The sequence below is a fragment of the Vibrio sp. 10N.222.55.B11 genome (assembly GCF_041473705.1).
GTDB classification, from domain to species: Bacteria; Pseudomonadota; Gammaproteobacteria; order Enterobacterales; family Vibrionaceae; genus Vibrio; species Vibrio crassostreae_C.
The window spans coordinates 70,733-92,370 of sequence record NZ_JBFRST010000021.1 but is presented as its reverse complement, the minus strand read 5'-3'; the positions used below and the strand labels follow the sequence as shown (position 1 = coordinate 92,370).

Annotated in this window: 18 protein-coding genes; 6 read left to right on the top strand and 12 right to left on the bottom strand. The window is 45.7% G+C overall.

The annotated features are described in order from the left end of the window. Window positions 1-165: 165 nt before the first annotated feature. The 6 genes from AB4503_RS09940 (at window position 166) to crp (ending at window position 5,946) form a co-directional block, all read left to right on the top strand. Complete coding sequence (locus AB4503_RS09940) at window positions 166-2,088, top strand: ABC transporter ATP-binding protein (protein ID WP_372114489.1); 1,923 nt, start codon at window positions 166-168, stop codon at window positions 2,086-2,088. After that, complete coding sequence (locus AB4503_RS09935; RefSeq protein WP_372114487.1) at window positions 2,085-2,555, top strand: TIGR02444 family protein; 471 nt, start codon at window positions 2,085-2,087, stop codon at window positions 2,553-2,555. The genes AB4503_RS09940 and AB4503_RS09935 overlap by 4 nt, the downstream gene beginning before the upstream one ends. 271 nt (window positions 2,556-2,826) lie before the next feature. Further along, window positions 2,827-3,819 carry a hydrolase gene (locus tag AB4503_RS09930; protein WP_019825349.1) on the top strand — a complete coding sequence of 331 codons (993 nt, stop codon included), beginning with the start codon at window positions 2,827-2,829 and terminating at the stop codon, window positions 3,817-3,819. A 95-nt stretch (window positions 3,820-3,914) separates the two neighbouring features. After that, a complete protein-coding gene (locus AB4503_RS09925) occupies window positions 3,915-4,127 on the top strand; it encodes a YheU family protein (RefSeq protein WP_010435208.1) in 213 nt (70 codons plus the stop codon). 77 nt (window positions 4,128-4,204) lie between these two features. After that, window positions 4,205-5,074 carry a phosphoribulokinase gene (locus AB4503_RS09920; RefSeq protein ID WP_010435210.1) on the top strand — a complete coding sequence of 290 codons (870 nt, stop codon included), beginning with the start codon at window positions 4,205-4,207 and terminating at the stop codon, window positions 5,072-5,074. A gap of 239 nt (window positions 5,075-5,313) precedes the next feature. Continuing rightward, on the top strand, window positions 5,314-5,946 hold the full coding sequence (gene crp / locus AB4503_RS09915) for a cAMP-activated global transcriptional regulator CRP (protein WP_004729651.1): 633 nt from the start codon (window positions 5,314-5,316) through the stop codon (window positions 5,944-5,946). A gap of 177 nt (window positions 5,947-6,123) precedes the next feature. Here crp and AB4503_RS09910 read toward each other — a convergent pair whose 3' ends face one another. From AB4503_RS09910 to aroB, 12 genes are all read right to left on the bottom strand, one after another. Further along, window positions 6,124-6,915: a DUF1338 domain-containing protein gene (locus tag AB4503_RS09910; protein WP_372114485.1), complete on the bottom strand. Its 792-nt coding sequence runs from the start codon at window positions 6,913-6,915 to the stop codon at window positions 6,124-6,126. 211 nt (window positions 6,916-7,126) lie between these two features. After that, on the bottom strand, window positions 7,127-8,584 hold the full coding sequence (astD, locus tag AB4503_RS09905; protein ID WP_017071310.1) for a succinylglutamate-semialdehyde dehydrogenase: 1,458 nt from the start codon (window positions 8,582-8,584) through the stop codon (window positions 7,127-7,129). 39 nt (window positions 8,585-8,623) lie between these two features. Beyond that, on the bottom strand, window positions 8,624-9,643 hold the full coding sequence (astA, locus tag AB4503_RS09900; protein WP_017061116.1) for an arginine N-succinyltransferase: 1,020 nt from the start codon (window positions 9,641-9,643) through the stop codon (window positions 8,624-8,626). A gap of 107 nt (window positions 9,644-9,750) precedes the next feature. After that, on the bottom strand, window positions 9,751-10,962 hold the full coding sequence (locus AB4503_RS09895) for an aspartate aminotransferase family protein (protein ID WP_017066202.1): 1,212 nt from the start codon (window positions 10,960-10,962) through the stop codon (window positions 9,751-9,753). A gap of 464 nt (window positions 10,963-11,426) precedes the next feature. Next, on the bottom strand, window positions 11,427-12,005 hold the full coding sequence (locus AB4503_RS09890; protein WP_009848915.1) for an aminodeoxychorismate/anthranilate synthase component II: 579 nt from the start codon (window positions 12,003-12,005) through the stop codon (window positions 11,427-11,429). A gap of 200 nt (window positions 12,006-12,205) precedes the next feature. Continuing rightward, window positions 12,206-14,800, bottom strand: a complete 2,595-nt coding sequence (locus AB4503_RS09885; protein WP_372114482.1) for an ExeM/NucH family extracellular endonuclease — start codon at window positions 14,798-14,800, stop codon at window positions 12,206-12,208. Window positions 14,801-15,185: 385 nt separating this feature from the next. Continuing rightward, a complete protein-coding gene (trpS, locus tag AB4503_RS09880; protein WP_016796005.1) occupies window positions 15,186-16,202 on the bottom strand; it encodes a tryptophan--tRNA ligase in 1,017 nt (338 codons plus the stop codon). A gap of 150 nt (window positions 16,203-16,352) precedes the next feature. Beyond that, entirely contained in the window at window positions 16,353-17,039 is a 687-nt protein-coding gene (locus tag AB4503_RS09875; protein ID WP_248638947.1) for a phosphoglycolate phosphatase, read from the bottom strand. A 102-nt stretch (window positions 17,040-17,141) separates the two neighbouring features. Further along, on the bottom strand, window positions 17,142-17,816 hold the full coding sequence (rpe, locus tag AB4503_RS09870) for a ribulose-phosphate 3-epimerase (RefSeq protein ID WP_010435263.1): 675 nt from the start codon (window positions 17,814-17,816) through the stop codon (window positions 17,142-17,144). Between the two features lie 200 nt (window positions 17,817-18,016). Continuing rightward, window positions 18,017-18,865: a Dam family site-specific DNA-(adenine-N6)-methyltransferase gene (locus tag AB4503_RS09865; protein WP_372114480.1), complete on the bottom strand. Its 849-nt coding sequence runs from the start codon at window positions 18,863-18,865 to the stop codon at window positions 18,017-18,019. A 69-nt stretch (window positions 18,866-18,934) separates the two neighbouring features. Further along, window positions 18,935-20,461, bottom strand: a complete 1,527-nt coding sequence (locus tag AB4503_RS09860; RefSeq protein WP_372114478.1) for an SPOR domain-containing protein — start codon at window positions 20,459-20,461, stop codon at window positions 18,935-18,937. A gap of 79 nt (window positions 20,462-20,540) precedes the next feature. Beyond that, window positions 20,541-21,629 carry a 3-dehydroquinate synthase gene (aroB, locus tag AB4503_RS09855; RefSeq protein ID WP_017061124.1) on the bottom strand — a complete coding sequence of 363 codons (1,089 nt, stop codon included), beginning with the start codon at window positions 21,627-21,629 and terminating at the stop codon, window positions 20,541-20,543. Between the last annotated feature and the right edge of the window lie 9 nt (window positions 21,630-21,638).

The window sequence follows — 21,638 nt, the reverse complement described above, 5'->3', positions numbered from 1 at the left end:
AACATTCCTTTAAGGGCTAAACGGTGGCAAGGCCACTAGAATTTAAATAAAAGTTATTAATATGTTATTGGCATCATAACGCAAATTGCATTGTGATCGACTTTTATCTGGATTCAGCCTACTATGCAGGCGTCTGTTCACCTCTAATTTCTATGCTACCTCTATATGATTACTTTCTCTGATATTCAATTGCTACGCGGCGGTAAGCCACTCCTCGACCAAGCATCTGCGACTTTTCATCCTGGCGACAAGATCGGTTTGGTTGGTAAAAACGGCTGTGGTAAATCTACGCTGTTCGCCTTAATTAAAGACGAGCTGTCTATTGATGCTGGCTCATTCAGTAAACCAGCCCATTGGGAAATGGCTTGGGTTGCTCAAGAAACGCCAGCACTAGAAAGAACAGCGATTGAATACGCGATTGATGGCGACCGTGAATACCGCGGCCTTGAAGATCAACTAGAGAAAGCTGAACAAGCCGACAACGGCACATTAGTAGCAGAGATCCACGGCAAAATTGAAACCATTGGTGGTTACAGCATCAAAGCACGTGCTGCTGAGCTATTGGATGGCTTAGGATTTCGCCAAGAACAAATGACATGGAACCTAACCCAGTTCTCGGGTGGTTGGCGTATGCGTTTGAACTTAGCGCAAGCCCTATTGTGCCGCAGTGACCTACTGCTACTCGATGAGCCAACCAACCACTTGGATTTAGACGCAGTAATGTGGCTCGAGCGTTGGTTACAAAGCTACCCTGGCACGCTAGTGCTTATCTCGCACGATAGAGACTTCTTAGACCCTATCGTCAACCGCATCGTGCACGTTGAAAACCAACAGCTCAATGAATACACGGGTAACTACTCATCGTTCGAAACCCAACGAGCGCAAAAACTGATTCTGCAACAAGCGATGTACCAAAAGCAGCAGAAACAGATGTCTCACATGCAGAGCTACATTGACCGTTTCCGCTACAAAGCCTCAAAAGCTCGCCAAGCGCAAAGCCGTATCAAAGCATTAGAGAAAATGGAACAAGTGCTGCCCGCTCAATTTGATAACCCATTCAGCTTTGAGTTTAGAGAACCAGACGCGCTACCAAATCCAATCATGATGATGGATGAAGTCTCTGCGGGCTACGATGACAACCTGATTCTAGAGAAGATTCGCTTGAACCTAGTACCGGGCAGTCGTATTGGTCTACTTGGCCGAAATGGCGCTGGTAAGTCAACGCTGATTAAACTCCTTTCTGGCGAACTGAAACAGCAAGGTGGTGAACTGAGCTATTCACAAGGCGTTAAGATGGGTTACTTTGCACAGCACCAGTTAGAGACGCTGCACCCAGAAGAAACACCGCTGCAACACATGATGCAGATTGCCCCTAAACACACAGAGCAACAACTGCGTGATTACCTAGGTAGCTTCGGTTTCCAAGGTGAAAAAGCGCTCGATAAAGTAGCCCCCTTCTCAGGCGGTGAAAAAGCGCGTTTAGTTCTGGCGCTACTAGTATGGCAAAAACCGAATCTGTTGCTGCTCGATGAACCAACCAACCACTTGGATCTCGACATGCGTCAGGCGCTGACGTTTGCATTGCAGACGTTTGAAGGCGCAATGGTTATCGTATCGCATGACCGTTACCTACTCCGTGCGACTACCGATGATTTGTATTTGGTACACGACCGCCAAGTGGCACCGTTTGATGGTGACCTAAGCGATTACTACAAGTGGCTAACCGAACAGCAGAAAGTTGAACGCAAAGAAGCACAAGCATTGGCACCAGCAAAAGACGGCGCCAACAGTGCAACAGCAAAAAAAGATCAGAAACGTAAAGAAGCAGAGTTCCGTAAACTAACGGCACCAATTCGTAAAAAGCTGAGTCAATTTGAAAAGCAGATGGATAAATTAACGTTGGCTCTTGAAGAAGCCGAGCAAGAATTATCCGACACTTCACTGTATGAAGCTGAAAATAAGGCTAAACTGAATAAAGTACTCGCTCTCCAAGCGAGCAGTAAATCACAGCTAGAAGAAGTTGAAATGGATTGGATGTCCACTCAAGAAGAGCTTGAGCAGATGGAACAGGATATGGATAGCTTATGAGCCCAGAGCACACCCCAATATCACTAACACTGGAACGACTATGGCAATTTAGCCTTCAGTATTACAGTGTGCGTGGTGTAAAGGATGCGTGCCTAGCTTTACAAAACCAGTTTCACGGCAACGTCAATCTACTGCTGCTGCTCAAATGGCTTGATGAGCAGCAATTGTCTTTTGCCGAAGAAGAGTGGCACAAAGTTCAACAGTGCTTGAGCCGCTCTGAAACCCTGCTTCATAGTTATCGAGAGCTACGTAAGCATCTCAAAGCACACGTTGTTGATTCACTCTACCGTGAAGCCTTACAGTTCGAATTACAACTAGAGAAACAACAACAATCTGATCTCGTCGACTACATAAACTCTCTTCAGCTTTTCGCAAACCAACAATCACCGCTCGCTTTTCAATACTGTCGATTATTAGGGGCAGAAAACCTCTATGTTGCTTTTTCTGAACCAGCCCCTCAGCCCTAAGGCATTCCCTTTTCCTTTTGTTAGATCAAGATCCAAGCTTATTGGGGACTATCGTTCTTCGTGTTCACGCGATGGTGGCTCGGATTATTAGCAATATATAGAGCTTAACCTCGATAGTATTCAACCAGTTACCTACAACCTGTTTTGTAACCTGTATGAGTGAAACTCTTGCGCTTATGCCGAGAATCAACCAAGCTCAAATAAAAACATGGGCGTTTCACTAAAAGCTCAACACTTTATCAAAGCCCATAAAAGAAGCATGGACTGTTTTATGACAATATTTACCGCAGCGGCTGGTCTCTCTAATCCGCACTTACAAACCTTAGTGCCACGGTTTATTCGAAAGCAGGCGCTGTTTCATCCTCACTGGCAAACCTTAGAAACACCCGATGGTGACTTTCTTGATCTTGCTTGGAGCGAATCACCAGACGGTGACACCTCAAATAAAAATGATCGCAGTAGCAAGCCGATATTCGTTCTATTCCACGGTTTAGAAGGTAGCTTTGAGAGCCCTTATGCCAATGGATTAATGAATGCGTTTGCTAAAGATGGTTGGTTGTCCGTGATGATGCACTTCAGAGGCTGCAGCGGAAAACCCAATCGCCTGGCTCGCGCTTACCATTCAGGTGAAGTCGAAGATGCGCGCTTTTTCCTAAGACACCTACACGCCCAGTTTCCGAATAACCCGAAGGTTGCGGTTGGCATATCTTTAGGTGGGAACATGCTGGCGAACTATTTAGCTGAGTACGCAGACGACCCATTGCTGTCGGCGGCGACAATCGTATCTGCTCCATTTGACTTAGCGTGTTGCTCGAGTCGTATTGAGCGCGGTTTCTCCAAGCTTTATAAGAAGTACCTGCTCAACTCTCTAAAATCGAATGCGTTAAAAAAAGTTAACCTGCTGCAGGAAAAACTTGGCATCACCGCTGAAGCCATCAAGAACATCACCAAACTGTATGAGTTTGATGAACGAATCACTGCGCCTCTGCATGGCTTCAAAAATGCCCAAGATTATTATGCGCAATGTTCTGCTCTGCCTAAGCTCAATAAGATCAAACTACCGACTCAGATCATTCATGCCAAAGACGACCCTTTCATGACCGATGATGTGATCCCAAAATTTGTTCTGCCCGATAACATCGATTATCGACTGTTTCAAAAAGGCGGCCATGTTGGGTTTATTACTGGCAGTACACTCAAGCCAAGGTTTTGGTTAGAAGAAGCCTTGCCTGCCTACTATGAAAGTATCCAAGATTCGGCATAATGACCGAGCCTTAGTAAATAGAAGTAAAACAATACTAAGCACACGCATTTCTACATCAATAAACCTATTTATGAACATAAAAGAGAGAAGTATTTATGATCATCCCATGGCAAGACATTGCGCCAGAGACACTGGAAAACCTCATCAAAGAGTTCGTGCTGCGTGAAGGCACAGACTACGGCGACGTAGAGGTTTCACTGCAAAACAAGATTGATCAAGTGAAACATCAATTAGCTTCAGGAGAAGTCAGCATTGTGTTTTCTGAGCTGCATGAAACCGTTGATATTCAAGTCACAAAACGCTTCTAGGCTGCGCTCATAAAGGAGCCGTGTTATAGTGGTAAACGATTGCTAACAAGTAAGTTACTCAAAAGACAAGGGTTGTCATGTCCGCTAAACATCCAATTATTGCGGTGACGGGTTCATCAGGAGCCGGCACCACCACCACCTCAGAAGCCTTCCGTAAAATGTTCAATATGATGGACGTGAAGGCCGCTTGGGTTGAAGGGGATAGTTTCCATCGCTTCACTCGACCAGAGATGGATGTCGAGATCCGTAAAGCGCGCGAGCAAGGTAAGCACATCAGCTACTTTGGTCCACAAGCCAACGACTTTGGTGCGCTAGAAGAGTTCTTCCGTAAATACGGTAACGAAGGTACAGGCAAGGTACGTAGCTACCTGCACACGTTCGATGAAGCCGTTCCTTACAATCAAATGCCAGGCACCTTTACGCCATGGCAAGAGATCCCAGAAAATTCAGATGTGATGTTTTACGAAGGCCTGCACGGCGGTGTGGTTGATGGCGATATCAATGTTTCTCAACACGTCGACTTGCTGATCGGCATGGTACCTATCGTCAACTTAGAATGGATCCAGAAATTCGTTCGCGACACACGCGATCGTGGTCATTCTCGTGAAGCAGTAATGGACTCGATTGTTCGCTCGATGGATGATTACCTTAACTACATTACTCCTCAGTTTTCGCGTACTCACATCAACTTTCAGCGTGTTCCAACCGTAGACACATCAAACCCTCTCAACGCTAAAGGGATCCCAAGTTTAGACGAAAGCTTCGTTGTTATACGTTTGCGCGGCATCAAAAACGTCGATTTCCCTTACCTTTTAGCTATGATTGATGGCTCATTTATGTCTCGCCACAACACGCTTGTGGTACCAGGAGGGAAGATGAGTTTTGCTATGGAGCTCATTGTAAGGCCGATCCTACAACAACTCATCGAAACCGGAAAAATTGGTTAACAGAGCACCATTCTGGTTGATTACTTTTCATACCGTGATCATGTGCACAATTTTGCGTAAAAAATCGTAGCTTGGTCACGATTAAAATCAAGAAATAGTACCTGAAAAAGGATACTATTCTTAAACGAAACACAAGATAGCTTGCAGCGCTCAACGAGTGCTCTTATCCTACAAGTCAATCCAGGCTTAGCTAAAATACGGAAAGCGGCAAGCATACCCTGCAGAGGAAGTGAGATATTATGGTTCTAGGTAAACCTCAAACCGATCCAACATTAGAGTGGTTCCTTTCACACTGTCATATTCATAAGTACCCATCAAAAAGTACTTTGATTCATGCTGGTGAAAAGGCAGAAACCTTGTACTACATTGTTAAAGGTTCTGTGGCAGTTCTTATCAAAGACGAAGAAGGTAAGGAAATGATTCTTTCTTACCTAAACCAAGGCGACTTCATCGGTGAGCTAGGCTTATTCGAAGAAGACCAAGAGCGTACAGCTTGGGTTCGTGCTAAATCTCCTTGTGAAGTAGCTGAAATTTCTTTCAAGAAATTCCGTCAACTTATCCAAGTGAACCCAGATATCCTAATGCGCCTTTCAGCGCAAATGGCAAACCGTCTACAAGTAACTAGCCAAAAGGTTGGTGACTTAGCGTTCCTTGATGTAACAGGTCGTATCGCTCAAACGCTACTAAACCTAGCGAAACAGCCAGATGCAATGACTCACCCTGACGGCATGCAAATCAAGATCACTCGTCAAGAGATTGGCCAGATCGTTGGTTGTTCTCGTGAGACCGTTGGTCGTATCTTGAAGATGCTAGAAGAGCAGAACCTAATTTCTGCACACGGTAAAACTATCGTGGTATATGGCACTCGTTAATCTCGATTAACTGAGCCTAAAATTTGAAAGCCACCAAATGCAAATTTGGTGGCTTTTTTGTTTTCTAAAGATCTACAAAGAAAATACGAATGAAACACCTACAGCTTCGAAGCGCAAACACTCTCGAAGCGAAGCCTATCTGCATCTTTAGGGTAAAGTCCGTACTCGTATCTTTCTTTAACCGTTAGTGCTTTCGAAGATCTTGTCAGCCGATGCTGCCACAAAACCGGTATAAAGCTCACCATTAGCCATCGCATAACGCTTAGCGAACTCATAGAAGCCTCCAGGAATCATCTCATTGCCCTCAACAAATGAAACTGGGACTTTATCTGCCATTGTTGATGATTGCTCTAATAAGACCTCTGGAGAGCCTTTAACCTGGCCACCAGATGCATTGATCGTGAAGCCTGATTCGCTCAAATAATCATTCACTGCCTGCACTTCATCAAAAGCATCGAGTTGATTAACGCTCACTGTAAAGTGGTTGGCACCGTAACCATGAGCTGCGAGCCAAGACGCGTATTCACTCTCTTTTGCAAGCACTTGGAAATCTGCGAAGCTCAAGTCCCATAGACGACCACCAAACAAGAATTCATGGCCTTGAAGCTTGCTTACGTCGACTTGCTCAACCAATTTAGCAACGCTCTGTTGTAAGTCACTTGAACACTCTTCGACCTTCAACTCACTAATGAACACTTTAGGTTGATTTGGATCTGGGTGCTCGTAATGCTTCGCGACTAGCTTCTTACTCTCAAACAAGTAATCGCCACACGCTTTATAACCTAGCTCAAGGAAAGGCTTAGCCAATGTTTCAATACCTAGCGGAGCAACATTGAAAGTACGCAGTGCAATGTGATCATTAATCAGAGCTTCGTCTTCTTTCAGCAAGTGATGTACTTTCTCAGCCGATGGACAAAGCCTGTGAATGTAATCGTCCCAAAGTGATTTAAAGAGTAGATCGGGCGTCATGGTGACTCCTTGTCAGAGGTTCTAGCAAGCTAGTAATTTGGATTAGAAAGGGAGAGGCTGAGACACAGAGTCAGCAGCCATCAGCCTGTGACATACTTTTCTATTATTATCTACCGCCCAATCTAGGTGTTGGGCGTGATGGAAAAAGGAAGCGATAGCACCGCTTCCTATTTCAAACTTAACGCATAAGCCTAAGACTCATTAGCCTAAATTAAAGCTCAATACCTGGGCTAAACGTTGCCGGAAGTTGAGTTTCGCCACCTTCCATTGAAGCCATAGGGTAAGCACAGTAGTCAGCCGCGTAGTAAGCACTTGGGCGTAAGTTGCCCGAAGCACCTGGACCACCAAATGGAGCATCGCCACTTGCGCCTGTTAGCTGGCGGTTACGGTTAACAATGCCCGCACGGATATGGTCAACAAAGTATTCCCATTCAGAATCATCTGTTGATACTAAGCCAGCAGATAAACCAAAGCGAGTGTCGTTAGCTAGCTCAACCGCTTGCTTTAGCGATTGGTAACGAACCACTTGTAGCAGTGGACCGAAGTACTCTTCATCCGGCAGCTCAGCAATGTTGGTTGCGTCGATAATACCCGGAGAAACAAACGCCGCTTGACCCGCTTTTGCTTCTACTAGGCTGACGCCGCCTAACGATTGTAGATTCGCTTGCGCGTCCAGAATGAACTTAGCCGCAGCTTCAGAGATCTGAGGACCCATGAAGGGTGCTGGTTCAGCGAATGGCTGATCAACACGAATCTTTTGCGTCGCTGCGACCAGCTTATCGAGTAGCAGATCCCCCTTCTCGCCAACAGGCACGTACAAACGACGAGCACATGTACAACGTTGACCCGCACTGATGAACGCCGATTGGATAATGGTGTATACCGTTGCGTCTGCGTCACCATATTGGTCACTGATCACCATAGGGTTATTGCCACCCATCTCTAGTGCCAGCATCTTGCCCGGTTGGCCCGCGAATTGACGGTGAAGGATATGCCCCGTATTAGCACTACCTGTGAACAGCACGCCATCAAGACCTTTAGCATCGGCCAGTGCGATACCTGTCTCTTTAGCGCCTTGTACTAGGTTGATTACGCCAGCAGGAAGACCCGCTTCTTGCCATAATTTCATCGCAAACTCACCCGTCCAAGGTGTCTGCTCTGAAGGCTTAAATACCACGGTATTACCCGATAGCAGTGCAGGAACAATATGACCGTTAGGTAGGTGACCAGGGAAGTTATAAGGACCAAATACTGCCATCACGCCTAATGGACGGTGACGCAGTACAATCTGGTTGCCTGCCGCTTCACGAGAAGCTTCACCGGTACGCTCATGGTAAGCACGAATTGAAATAGCAATCTTGCCCGCCATTGCGCCCGCTTCAGTGCGAGTTTCCCAAATCGGTTTACCCGTCTCTTTCGCGATGATTTGCGCGATTTCTTCGCTGTTCTCTTTAACTTTCTCAGCAAAGTTCAACACGATCGCTTCACGCTCTGCAAAGCTCAGTTTTTTCCAAACCAAGAAGGCTTCACGAGCTGCTGCTACTGCAGATTCAACCTGTGCTGGTGTCGCGCTATCACCCTGCCACACTACTTCATTGTTGTATGGGCTTACTGATGTCATGGCGTCACCTTGACCTGCCACCCACTGTCCTGCTATCCACTGAGTCATACTTCTATCCTTAAAATCTTCGACAGATAATCGCCGCTCTTATTGAGCCAACATGCGAACGAATTCGCCTTCTTTTACTTCAAGAGCGCTTGCTACTTCAGATGATAAAATCACTGTGTCGCTTGCTTGGTCATACGCACCTTTCGCGGCTACTGCGCGGAAGTTCTCAAACGAGGTATTACCAATTAGGAAGTCTTTAGAGCTAGAGTGCTCTGCAATTTGAACCTGTGCTCGAATTGAGTGACGCACAGATTCGATGTTTCTTAGATCACACTCAACCGTTGGGCCTGCATCAAAGATGTCGACATAACCACGGTTGGTGAAACCTTCACGTTCCAGCAACTTAAGTGCAGGGCGCGTATTGTCATGTACCTCTCCGATCACCGCTTGAGCTTCTTTGCTCAGTAGGTTCACGTAGATAGGTAGCTTAGGCATTAGGTCAGCAATGAAGCCTTTTTTACCAATACCGGTTAGGTAATCGGCAAGCGTGAAGTCAATCGAGAAGAAATGTTCTTGCAGCCATTGCCAGAAAGGAGAATTGCCTTCCGCATCTGATACACCACGCATCTCAGCAAAGATCGTTTTTGAGAAACGCTCTGGGTGCTCAGCCATCAGTAGGAAACGACACTTAGACATCAGTCGACCGTTTAAGCCTTTGCGGTAATCAGGACGTAAGAACAGCGTACAAATTTCGCTGCAGCCTGTGTAGTTATTACCAAACGTCAACAGCTTAACCACGTTATTCACTTTAAGGCGCTGTGAAGAGTGAACCACTTTACTGATGTGGTACGAGTAAAAAGGCACATCCCAGCCAATGGAAGCTTCGATACCCGTTGTACCAGCAACTTCGCCAGTTTCAGCGTCGAAACCCACCATTAGATAGCCTTCATCACCGGGTTCGGTCACGTCTGCTTTCGCAAAGCTGTATTCAGAATGGGTAATTCGGTTAGTTAACAATTCTTCGTTAACCGGAAGAGATGTGAATCCATGACCTGATTCAACTGCACAGGTGTGCAGCGCATCGTAATCAGACAGTTTTATTGGGCGAACAACTAGCATCAATATTCCCTCCAGATGCAAAATAGGCCCAAAACCAGAAGCTTGGGCCTTTAGCAGAACGTCATGGGATCGCTCTATTGGCGATCATTCCTATGACGCCGCTCAGGCTAAACTAGCGTAGCGATTGCTTTGTCTAGTTTTGATAAACCTTCTTCAATTTCTTGTTTAGTGATAACCAGTGATGGAGTAAAACGAACCACGTTTGCACCCGCAACCAGTACCATTAGGCCTTGCTCGCCTGCTGCTACTAATACGTCACGCGCACGCCCTTGCCATTCGTCATTCAGTGCAGCACCTAACAATAGGCCTTTACCACGAATCTCACTGAAAATTTGGTATTTGTCGTTAATCTTAGTTAGACCATCACGGAATAGCGCTTCACGCTCTTTTACGCCTTCTAGAGTCTCAGGTTGGCTAACTACGTCAACCACTGCTTCAGCTACCGCACACGCCAGTGGGTTACCACCGTATGTAGAACCGTGCGTACCAACCTTAAGGTGTGTAGCCAGTTCAGACGTCGTCAGCATTGCGCCGATAGGGAAACCGCCACCTAGAGACTTCGCTGTGCTTAGAATGTCTGGCGTCACGCCCAGACCTTGGTAAGCATAGAAGTTACCAGTACGACCATTACCTGTTTGTACTTCATCAAAAATCAACAATGCATTGTGCTTGTCACACAGTTCACGAACCGTATTCACGAACTCAGCCGTTGGAGAGATGATACCGCCCTCGCCTTGCAGAGGTTCCATCATGATGGCACAAGTGCGATCAGAGATATGCGCTTCTAGAGCGGCAATATCGTTGTAAGGTAGGTGAGTTACATCGCCAGGTTTTGGACCGAAGCCATCTGAGTAAGCTTCTTGACCACCAACGGTTACAGTAAAGAAAGTACGACCGTGGAAACCTTGTTTGAATGCAATGATTTCAGATTTCTCAGGACCGTGAACATCCGCAGCCCAACGACGAGCTAGCTTAAGTGCTGCTTCGTTCGCTTCTGCACCAGAGTTCGCAAAGAATACTTTTTCTGCAAAACATACGTCAGTTAGCTTCTTCGCTAGACGCAGTGCAGGTTCGTTAGTCATTACATTACTTAGGTGCCAAATCTTGTTTGCTTGCTCGGTAACAGCATTAACCATTGCTGGGTGACAGTGACCCAAACAGCTCACAGCGATACCACCAGCAAAGTCGATATACTCTCGGCCTTGTTGGTCCCAAACGCGTGCGCCTTCCCCTTTTACTGGGATCATTTCCATTGGGTTATAACAAGGCACCATCACCTCATTAAACAGACTACGTTCTACTTTATTTTCCACTGTCATCGTACATTCCTTCTCGATACCGCAAGCTTCGCAAATAAGCGTAATGGTTCATAAGTGAGACAAAGATATTTTGTCTCGCCATAATCCCGCTGCAGCATTATATTTACATTTAATTAACCTTTTCAATAGTAGATTATTCTTTAGCCATCCCTTACAACCAGCTAAACGTCACTACCTATGACTATTTATGCATCAATTAATCTGTTTTATGAAGCTTTTTTTACCTAAACGTATAACCAGCAACAGCAAAGCCTTACTGGCATTGCGGTATATTGGGTTCGAGACGAAATAACGCGAATAATTTTGCATAGGCTAAAAACTTAGCCTGACGAGGGAGAAATGTTATAAAAAGTGATCGGCGTCAGAGGGATGAAGACGCGTAGCGCCCGAATTTAAACGCTTAACGGGTAATGGAATACGTTAAACTGGCTTATTTAGACGGAGAAAGAGTCAAATTTAAACACTCAGCGTGCTAGGAAGTTAGCGAGAAGCTGGTGTCCTTGCTCTGTTTTAATCGATTCAGGGTGAAATTGGACGGCATCAATCGGCAAGGTTTTGTGTTGATAACCCATGATCTCATCCATGCTACCATCTTCAAATTCCGTCCAAGACGTCAGCTCAAAACAGTCTGGTAATGTGCCGTTTTTCACCACTAAAGAGTGGTAACGAGTCACAGTCAGAGGGTTATTGAGACCTTGAAAAACACTCTTCCCGTTATGACGAATAGGCGAGGTTTTACCGTGCATCACTTGTCTGGCTCTCACCACTTCACCACCAAAGACTTGAGCAATGGCTTGATGACCAAGACACACACCTAAGATCGGCAGCTTACCAACGAAGTGTTCAATCACCTGCAGCGAAATTCCCGCATCATCGGGCGTACATGGGCCCGGCGAGATAACAAGATGGCTAGGATTTAGCGCTTCGATGCCCGCAATATCAATCTCATCGTTGCGAACAACTTTTACAGTTACCCCTAACTCACAGAAATACTGATACAAGTTATAGGTAAAAGAGTCGTAGTTATCGATGATAAGTAACATGGGTCGAAATCGTTTGCTAAATACTAAAGGATTGGGAGATATAGGGGCGGTATTGTGCAATACCCATAGCGAAAGGCAAGTGGAAACTGCATTTCGCCAATAATTAAGGCCAACCTAAGTTGACCTTAATTGTTTACAGATAGCGTTAAGTTATCTGAATTGGCTTACTTGTATGGCAAGCCAATCTATTTGTGATTGAGCTACTTACGACGACGCCACATTGCTAAGCCAAATAGTGACATAAGAGCACCGAAGCCAAATGAACCGCCTACTCTTAGCTCAAGAACGGCAGGATCATGATCCGATGAACGGAAGTGATCTTGGTACTTAGGTAGGTCACCTTTGTACTCTTCGTTGTAGTCAAACAACGTCGACTCACCACCATTGATGTGCCAATCGGTAGCATCGACAACCCTATCTTTCAGGCTTTCGCTGATCAGCAGGTGGTCTAGAGCGCCAACTTCATCATTGTATGAGTAGCTCCAGCTGTCTGGGTGCTTTTGAGCCACAGCATTGATATAACCGTAGTTCTTCGTAATCACCGCACCGCTATCACCAAACTGCTCAACACCATCAATGTAGGTATTACGAGCTGCTTTGATCTGCTTGCCGTATTTCTCTTCCGAGTAATCGGTTAGCACCAGCATTGGATCTTCCATGCCGTACGAGTTCATATCACCCAGGATCACTTTGTGACCTTTGATGCCATCGAGCGCTTCACCTAATGCAACCGCCGCAGCAACACGGAAGTTCTCACATGAACCTTGCTTATCGGCATCAACGCCGCCTTGGCCGCCCTGCTCAATCGGAGCAGCATCTTCCCAACACTTAGAGCCTTTCGATTTAAAGTGGTTGATCGCTACGGTGAGTTTCTCTTTGGTGCCTTTAACTTTAAAGGTTGGCGCCAATGAGTCACGTTGGTAGTTCTTACCGTCTTCAATCACCTTGCCTGAATCGTCTAACACCTCTGGTGCTTGTTGGCTTGGCATCGCGATAACACGGCTGTCTTTAAGCTTAACCACCTTCTTACGGTAGATAACACCCGTTGTGATAACGTCAGTACCAATAGAGTCCATCTCGTCGGTTACGCCGTCTTCGTTCGAGTCGACAGCCACAAAGGTATAACGGTCTTTCTTACGCTCAATGCGATCATTCAGTTGGTTTACAAGTTGCTGAATGGCAGAGCCTTCACCAAAGCCATTGTTCTCAATTTCCATCAAGCCAATGATGTCTGCATCTAAGCGAAGAATCGCGTTCACAATCTTCTCTTGCTGCATCTCAAACTCAGTGATGGTGTTCGCGCCACGGTTATTGCCGTGCTGATTCGCGTCGCCACCAAATGGAGAGTTGAAGTAGTTCAATACGTTGAAGGTCGCAATACGTAGGTCGCCTTCATCCATGTCTGGTTTGTCGGTACGCGGATCGTTACGCACATAGTTTTCAGCCGAGATCTGGTTAGTCGCAATTAAACGGTACTCACCGTAGCTGTAAGTCAGCACGCCTTCTAGGCCAACAATGGTGTCATCAATGCGGATGTAATCTTCTGTTGAACCATCTTGGTCGATATCAGTGCGGCCAAAATCTGGGTAGAAAGGGACTTGTCCATCAGCCGCTTTTTGATCGGTTTCAACGAAAAGACGGCGGTCTGCGTTGTCTTCAGTTTGCTGCTTCGCTTCGTCAGATCCCGCGGCGAAAAGCTGGTTCGGCTGCATGTTAATACGCTCATGCGCCAGTACCATGTTGTTACGACGACCTGCGTAGTCATAACCAAAGGCACGCGTCACACGCATATCAAGCGCTTCGGTTGTTTTCACCAACATGCCTTCGTAGCGTTCAAGCGTTGCAGCGAAGTTCTCGTCACTGTCTAGCACTTCAATCGCCGTAGCTTCAGGTGCCTGCTGCTCGCCCTGTTTTAGCCATTGGTTGTTTTCTACTTTCAGCTGAGTGTGGCTGTAGTATTCTTGAACCTTGCCTTTCACACACACTACATCACCGGCTACTAGCTCTGAGCTCGACTGGTTGGTATGAATAAATAGACCCTCAGAAGTGCTTGAGTTGAAATCATCCTCAAGTGCTTGCAGGTAGAAGCCTTTAGTTAGGCCTGTTGTTACCGCACTTACCACACCTTTTACGAAATATTCATCGTCGGTGATGTATGGGTAGCCATCGATGAATGGCGATGTAGCGCCCTCACCTTGGATTTCTTGAATGGTGGTGAATACTGGGTCAGAGCCATCTTGTGTACAAGTGAACGCTTCTGGCAGTTCAACGCTGTCTAGTGAACCTAGGCCTTCAATGCTGTCTTTTGGTAGCGATACCCATTGTGAAGCATCAAACGTCGCAGAAGGTGTTTGTGTCGCACGAACCAAAGTAACATCTTTGCCCCAGTCCACATCGCCCATCAAACCAACAACATCATGTACCGAGCCGTCTGAATTCAAGATAGCCAGCGGGTCGTCACCATTATGATTGGCGATAGAGGCATTAATGATGTCAGCTTGAGCTTTAATCTCATCACTCGCACTAGAATGTGCGACCACGAGTACTTCACCGGGTGCTAAAACGTGTCCATCTAAAGGTAAAGTGGCACCCCATGATCCGTTGCCATTGGCAGATTTCGCCAATGAGTAACCATCTAAACTAATGCTGCTATCGCCACTATTGGCAATCTCAACCGCTTTGTTATAGCTGCCGCCTTCCACATATTGTGAAATAAACAAATCAGCGCGTGCGCTTGTAGTTAACAAGCTACCAATTGCCACTGCTAGCAATGAAGGTTTGTGTAAAAGAGCCATCCGTTTCACCTGAGTTCATCGAGTTATAGTCACTGCCATCTATGGGCAGTCATGTATTTTGTGGTAACTATCAGGTTTATTTATGAAAGGAATAAGTCAGTTGGCAAGAAAATGAGGAACTTATCACTTTGGAATCATCAATTGTTTGGCACGTTATATATTTCCAACATATATAGAAACGAGTGTGATTTTATAAAGCTTGAGGGTACCAAATAAGATCATCTGCACAGCATTACAGCGATGGATATGCTAGCTAAATACTGGGTAAATTATCAATTCAAACAAGGGGGTTTCGAGGAAGACAAATGGAATGGGCATGAAAAAGCCCAAAGTAAACAACAGCTACTTTGGGCTCAAATTCTCAAGCGAGTTGTGTTAGTTCACCCTATGGGCGAGTAACAAAACCTACTGCTTCGTATGCTTTTTTCAGTGTCACTGCAGCACGTTCAGAGGCTTTTTCAGCACCGGCTTTCATTACTGCGTCCATGTAGGCACGGTCAGCACGGATACGGTGATATTCAGCTTGAATCGGCTCAAGCATCTCAACCAATGCTGCGCCTACGTCTTTCTTGAACGGACCGTACATTTCAACGCCTTGGTACTGCGCTTCGATCTCTTCGAACGTTTTACCCGTCGCTGCAGAGTACAGACCCATTAGGTTAGAGATACCCGCTTTGTTTTCCCAATCGTGAGCAATGCGTGGTGGTGTTTCTGCATCGGTTTGCGCTTTGTTGATCTTCTTGATGATCGACTTAGGCTCTTCTAGCAGAGTAATCACGTTCTTACGGTTGTCGTCCGACTTAGACATCTTCTTCGTCGCGTCTTGCAGGCTCATTACACGTGCATTCACTGTTGGAATGTAAGGTTCTGGTACTTGGAAGATTGGCGTTTCAGGACCGTAGATGTTATTGAAGCGAGTTGCGATATCACGCGCTAACTCTAAGTGTTGTTTCTGGTCGCTACCTACAGGCACTTGATGAGCACCGTAAAGCAGGATGTCTGCAGCCATCAACACTGGGTAGTCGTATAGGCCTACGTTTACGTCATTTGAGTGGCGTGCAGACTTATCTTTAAACTGAGTCATACGGCTCAGTTCACCCATTTGCGTGTAACAGTTAAGAAGCCAACCAAGTTGAGCATGCTCTGGTACGTGTGACTGAACAAATAGCGTGCTCTTCTTTGGATCAACACCGACAGCAAGACAGATTGCTAGTGCGTCTAGAGTCGCTTCATGCAGTGCTTTCGGGTCTTGGCGAACCGTAATTGCGTGAAGGTCTACAACACAGTATTGGCAATCGTAATCATCTTGCATCTGTTGCCATTGACGTAGAGCACCCAAGTAGTTACCGATACTTAGTTCACCAGATGGTTGAACACCACTCAATACGATGGGCTTGCTCATGGTTTTAATTCCTTTGCTTATTCGCTAAGTTTATTGAACGCTTAGCTTCTTAACTTAAATATAGAAAAGCCGCACAGCTCTTCTGTACGGCTCATCCAGTGTACTCATTGATAAGTATTTTGCTAGTAGGTTAGCTAACTTTTGTCCGCTTTATGCTGAAACTAGAACGACATCTAGTAATTGCGCGACGTTATCCGCGACATAGTCAGGGTTTGATGCTGAAATCGGCTCGCCGTGGTTATAACCGTAAGTCAGACCAAACGAGTGACAACCTGCATTCTTAGCCGCTTTAATGTCGTTGCTTGAATCGCCAACCATCAACATCTCTTCCGCTTTTACATTGTGCTTTTCTAGCAACCAGTTCAGAGCGACTGGGTTCGGTTTTTTCTCTGGGAAAGAGTCGCCACCCAACACATCAACAAAGTACTTATCAATACCGTGTTGCGCCAGTACGTCTGGTACAAACTTCGATGGCTTGTTGGTAACCAGCGCCATAGTGAAGCCGGCTTTATCCAGCTCAGCCAGCGTCTCTTTAACCGATGGGTAAAGGTGACTTAGCTTGTGACCGCCCTGCTCATAGAAATCATCAAACAGGATGCGTGCTTTTTTCAGTAGCTCTGGCTCTAGGCTTGGGTCAACCGTCAAGTTACGGCTGAGTGAACGTCCGATAAGAACATCAGCACCATTACCTACGTAGTCGCGAACTTGTTCTTCGCTCACTGAAGGGAAACCCAACTCCTGACAAGCTTGGTCAGCAGCAACGGTCAAATCAGGCACGCTGTCTAACAAGGTTCCATCCAAATCAAAGGCGATCAGTTTTATTGAGCTTAATGACATCTTACTTTCCTATTTATTATATTCGTCTTATGAGTTGAGCGATAAGACGTAAAAAAGGGGCAAATTAGCCCCTTAATATTCAATCTATCTGTAGTTTTACGATTATGCGTTTACTTTTGCAAGCTCTGCACGCATCTCATCAATCACTTCTTTGTAATCCGGTTGATTGAAGATAGCTGAACCCGCAACGAACATATCTGCGCCCGCTTCTGCGATTTCACGGATGTTATCAACCTTCACGCCGCCATCAATCTCAAGGCGAATGTCACGGCCTGACTCATCAATCAGCTTACGAACAGCACGTAGTTTATCTAGCGTGTGAGGAATGAAAGATTGACCGCCGAAGCCTGGGTTCACAGACATCAGTAGAATCATGTCTACTTTGTCTAGGATGTAATCTAAGCAAGAAAGCGGCGTTGCAGGGTTAAGAACCACACCCGCTTTACAGCCGTGCTCTTTGATTAGCTGTAGAGTGCGATCGATGTGCTCTGAAGCTTCAACGTGGAAGGTAATCATTGATGCGCCGGCTTTAGCAAACTCAGGCACGATGCTGTCTACTGGCTTAACCATAAGGTGAACATCGATAGGAGCCGTAATACCGTAGTCGCGCAGCGCTTTACAGATAGGCGCGCCAAAAGTCAGGTTAGGTACGTAGTGGTTGTCCATCACATCGAAGTGCACAACATCAGCACCAGCTGCGAGTACTTTTTCTACGTCTTCACCAAGACGAGCAAAATCTGCAGACAAAATCGATGGAGCGATTAGAAAATCTTTCATACCAAACCTCTTAAGAGTGAGTAAATTGCGAATATCACCGCCTTGTGACATCTCATATACAAATACAAGACTCAATTCCAAGACTATTTGGTGTGCAATTCTACCTAAGCAACTAAGCAGATCCTAGCAGTTCGAAAGATTAGTTTATGAAAGTACCCGTTGGTCACTCAATTTAATGAGTTCGAGGGTTATGTTGGCCGCTACAATTCTTCTGAAGCGTGTTGCTGGTTTTTCTCTTTATGAAAAAGTGCCAGTAACTCATCGACTTTATTGCGCCCTGCGCCATTACGGCTAATGGTGCGCTTAACCTTGACCACGTTCAGTTCTGCACCATGGTATAAACGGCGCGTTAAGGTGGTGTCATGGTTTGAGATCAAGACAGGGATGCCTCGTTCCATCGCTGCTTTTTCAGCAACATCCGCCAGTGCAGCTTGGTCATCTAAGCTAAAGCCATTACCTGCGTAAGAGGTAAAGTTTGCCGTGTTCGACAGTGGTGCGTATGGAGGATCGCAGTAAACCACACAGCCTTTGCGCGCGCGGCTAAAGGTTTCATGGTATCCCTCACAGACGAAGGTGGCTTTTTTCGCTTTCTCGGCAAAAAATTCCAGCTCAGCTTCTGGGAAGTAAGGTTTTTTATAAGAACCAAATGGAACGTTAAAACCGCCCTTCTTGTTGTAACGACATAGGCCATTGAAGCCAAATCGGTTCATATACAAGAAAGCCAATGAACGATACATGACGTTATCTGTACCATTGAACTCAGCGCGAATATCTAAGAAGGCTTCTTTACGGTTGTTCTCAGGACAGAACCAGCGCTTCGCTTCCGTGATATAAGTTTCAGGATCGGTTTTAAGCAGGTTGTACAGGTTGATAAGATCGGGATTGATATCTGCAAGCAGGTACTGTTCAAAGTCAGTATTCAGAAATACTGAGCCGGCACCGACAAACGGTTCTACCAATTTACGAGCATGTGGCAGGTGACGTTGGATGTCTTCAACTAGGCCATATTTACCACCAGCCCATTTTAGAAAGGCACGCTGCTTTTTCATTTACTGCTCTATCTATCAACTCAAAAATAAGGCTGCGGAATGTAACATATTTTGAGGCTAAGCTCAGGGTTATTTCGCACGTTCTATCTCTCGATGCACTTGATTCATCGATTTTGCCCAAGGTTCCAACTGTTGAAGGGGTTTTGATAACGCACTTACCGCGTCTCTCGCCACTTGAATCGTTGGGTAATCTTGATAAGTGATAATAAACCACTTGGTGTCGTTGCGAAGTGTTGGGTAAATACGAACCTTGTTCTCAAGGTCATACTCTTCAATGAAAGACTGTACGTCGTCCAATGATGTCATCGCACTCAACTGCAAAGTATAAGCTCGCGGAGAGATAGCTTGTAACTCTTCGCGAGAAAATGAGAATGTAATTTTCTTAGTCGGTGGCGTGGACTGTGTTAGGTCTGTTGCTTCATCGGCTGAAGGCTGTGACTCCACTTTGTCTGCATCTGATTGCGAACTCACCGCGGCACCTGTGTTTTCTTCAACAGCAGCATCAATCGCACTGGTATCGGCACTTTCAGGTTTATCATCAAGCAAGGCATCAACCACATCAGAGGTGATTACGACACGCTGCTGATCTTGTTCGACTTCTCCAACACTCGCGGTATCTTCAACGACAGTCGGTGGCAAAGATGAGCTGTCGTCATCAGCACCTTGATAACTCATGTCAGCTTCGGCTTCAGAATCGTCCATTCCGTCGATTCCGTCGATTCCAGCTTGCTCGGTACCACTTTCCACTTCAAAAGTTGGGATAGCTGTCTGTTCAATCGGAGCGATAAGAGATTGCGCTTTATCGTCAGGGGTTGGTTGACTGAACATCCACCAATAACCACCACCAATTAAAATCAACAGCAAGGCCACCACAATCGCGATATTGATGGGTGAGCCAATAATTGAGCGAATAATAATCCTTTTTTCCACTTTCAATTCTCCTAAAGCCATTAACTCACCGGGCAGAGGTTGCGCTTTATTAAACGCACGTCGCACGCAAGTTTCAGACTCATCATCAACATATCGAATCACCAGTGATTCAAAGAAATGTTCAGCTTCTGGTTGCGAAAGGTCATCGATCTCAAGATCGATAGGTTTGTGTTGTTGACCGTAGCTCAAACGCGTTAATAACGTATCTAAGTGGCCAGGTTCCGAGAAGAGAACGATATTGATCGTCCATTGAGGGTTTGATTGAGCTTCCAGTACCAACATCCATAATTCGGATACCAATAGCTCAGAAAGTCGTTGGGCATCATCAACGACGATAACCACATTACACGGTTCTCCATCCAGTAACCTTGTTAGGCTATCCGATAAAGAATCATGTTGATTAAACAGGGGATCAGAAACAATTTGGCTAAGAATGAGCGCACGGCGTTGTTGATCGTCTTGGCTTGGATGACAAAGCAGTAAACACTGATTTTTTTCTGTCGACCATGCTTCAAGATAACGCTGAGCCAACCAAGATCGGCCAGAGCCAGCTTTGCCCGCCACCGTCACAAGGTTTGAACCAAAGTTAGTCAAAAGCTGTAAGCGCTCTAGCAGCTCAACTTGAGATTCTAACTCTAATACTCTTAATTCATGAGCCAAACTCATTGGGGATCCCTACTGATAAGATCGATCAGTAAAACGCTTCAGTTGCCTAGAGTTTAGCTAGGCAACCTCACAACCAAATTTAAAGAGTACGGCAGAAATCGATCGCTTGTTTAATGATGTCTTGAGGCACATCAGCAACCACTTCAGCAGTACCAATACTTGTTGGTAATACCAAACGCAACTGACCAGACAGCACTTTTTTATCGCGCATCATGTGCTTCATAAAGTCTTCAAAAGACATGCTTTCTGGCGTATGGATTGGTAGTTTCGCATTCTTGAGTATAGAAATAATTCGCTCAAGTTGCTGCTGAGAGATCAGTCCCTGTAATTGAGCTGTTTTAGCTGCCATTACAGTGCCTGACGACACAGCTTCACCATGTAGCCAATTACCATAGCCTAGTTCTGCTTCAATCGCATGACCAAATGTATGACCTAGGTTCAATAACGCTCTGATTCCTGACTCTTTTTCATCTAGAGCCACCACTTCAGCCTTAATTGCACAACAACGAGCAATCGCGGTAATCAGTGCTTCTTCATCAAGTTGATAAAGTTTCTCTAGATTCTGCTCCAACCAATCAAAGAAGGCTTCATCGTAAATGATGCCGTATTTGATCACCTCAGCAATGCCCGCTGCAAACTCACGCTCTGGAAGCGTTGATAAACAGTTGGTATCGATGATCACAGATTTCGGTTGGTAAAAAGCGCCGATCATATTCTTACCAAGAGGATGGTTTACTGCGGTTTTACCACCAACAGAAGAGTCCACTTGAGAAAGAAGGGTCGTCGGGATTTGAATGAAATCAATACCGCGCTGGTAACAAGAGGCAGCAAAACCGACCAAGTCACCGATAACACCACCTCCTAAAGCAATCACCACCACATCGCGGCTGTAATTTCCTTCAAGCATGTAGCTCATCACTGAATTGAACGTTTCAAGGGTTTTGTACTGTTCACCGTCTGGCAGCTCGAGAAGAGATGTCTGACAGCCGACTTGATCCAATAGCGATAAAATTTTATCAGCATAAAGAGGCGCTACTGTCACATTACTGATAACAACAACTTTCTGCTTACCTGATAAAAAAGAAAGGTACGCCGGGTCTTCAAATAACCCGGCGCCAATAGAGATAGGGTAGCTACGCTCAGCTAGATTGACCGTAATCCGTTCCATGGGTTTGCT